This window comes from Nostoc sp. UHCC 0252 (assembly GCF_034931145.1).
GTDB lineage: Bacteria > Cyanobacteriota > Cyanobacteriia > Cyanobacteriales > Nostocaceae > Nostoc.
This window is the reverse complement of the sequence record NZ_JAYGHE010000179.1, coordinates 1-1,396: the sequence shown is the minus strand read 5'-3', so window position 1 is coordinate 1,396 and position 1,396 is coordinate 1. Positions and strand designations below refer to the sequence as shown.

Sequence of the window (1,396 nt, the reverse complement as noted above, 5' to 3'; positions counted from 1 at the left end):
TTATCCAACTCAGTAGGAGATGAAAATTGGTGTGGGCCGTGTGGTCTAAAGGTTTGTGGTGTTTGCGGTTCAATCAAATCATCTAAATCTAGGTGCATTGTTGTCCGCACTAGACCAGCAAAGAGATCGGTGCTAACAACAGGCCCCAAAAGACTATTGCGGTCGCGGGTATCTTGCAACAGCACTTCGGCACGAGACTTAAGAATATCCGCAATTTGACTGAAGGCAAGCGCTGCGGTTAATAACTGTGCCTCCAAGGGTAAACTTTCTAGCTCGGTATCCAAACAATCCCACATAGCATCAAGGGAAGAAGTTGGTGGAGATTCGGACAACTCATCTAATACATCCCAGATTGTTAATTGGTGGTATGTGGTCATAATAATTCGTAATTTCTAATTCGTAATTCGTAATTATTGCCCTAAAGAATTTATCCGGGAGCTTGAATAAAGTTGCTATGCATTTTCTCTTTCTTCATAACTGATCTTGGGGCTTGTACCCTCAATGATTTAATTATTAATTAACTCCTAATTAATTACGAATTACGAATTACGAATTATTCGGTCATCTCTAGGATTCTGGATGTAACGGGCAGGGTCGCACTGGGCAGTAGCTTGAGGTAATTTCAAACATATCCTTATATTGATATAGTGAAACACTGTATTGTTTTGCAAATGCCTGTAACACCTGATCTGTATAGGCGCGGATCTTGCCAGCCGTTAGCCCAAAACAGTGAATTGGTTCTAAGCGACAAATAGGCTGTTGCCCCAGCCAGAGTTCTGCGCCCAAGGCGTGCAATGGTTTATCCCCTGGTTCTTTATACAAATACAGTACTGCAAAATATGTTGCTGGTGGTTCGACTGTTACTGAATCAATTTCTGCTGAATTATTCTGCGAACGGTGGCGGTAAAACGAACGGCGATTGTGGCAGACTTTTGGATTCCAACATCCGTCCCCTGCTGTTCCATGCAGCACTTTAGCTTGGGTTGTTGGTAATTTGGAACATAGCTGACACTTTGGATCAAGTGGCTTGGGCATACCTTATTCCACTTCTTCGCCGATTGCACGATAGTAAGCAGCGATCGCAGCTTCTTGCTCACTACGAAGGGTATAGCGCCGAAACGCTTTCTCGCTTTGATGACCTGTTAATTTTCGTGCATGGCTGGGGTCAACTCCCAATAGTAATAAGTCAGTGGCATAGGTGTGGCGAAAGGAGTGAGGATGTAAATCCTCAATGTGAGCTATTTCACCGATTTTTTCCACAGCGAAGTAAATGCCGTGATAACTCAAGCGTTCACCCTTGTATGAAGCATGATGTGAAATCATCAATGGACTAAGGCTGGTCAAAACCTCTCCTTGCTGTTCGCGCAATTGCAAATACTCTGCTAAAACTTCCCGG

At 43.7% G+C, this 1,396-nt stretch carries 2 protein-coding genes and 1 pseudogene; all 3 read right to left on the bottom strand.

All coding sequences use genetic code 11. The features are described from left to right. Positions 1–377: pseudogene (locus tag VB732_RS35845) on the bottom strand (hypothetical protein); the annotation flags it as partial. Between the two features lie 190 nt (positions 378–567). After that, positions 568–1,035, bottom strand: coding sequence for a hypothetical protein (locus VB732_RS35840; protein ID WP_323235540.1), 468 nt, complete (start codon positions 1,033–1,035; stop codon positions 568–570). A 3-nt stretch (positions 1,036–1,038) separates the two neighbouring features. Next, positions 1,039–1,396, bottom strand: a 358-nt coding sequence (locus tag VB732_RS35835) for a tyrosine-type recombinase/integrase (RefSeq protein WP_323235539.1), incomplete at its 5' end; no start/stop codon positions are given.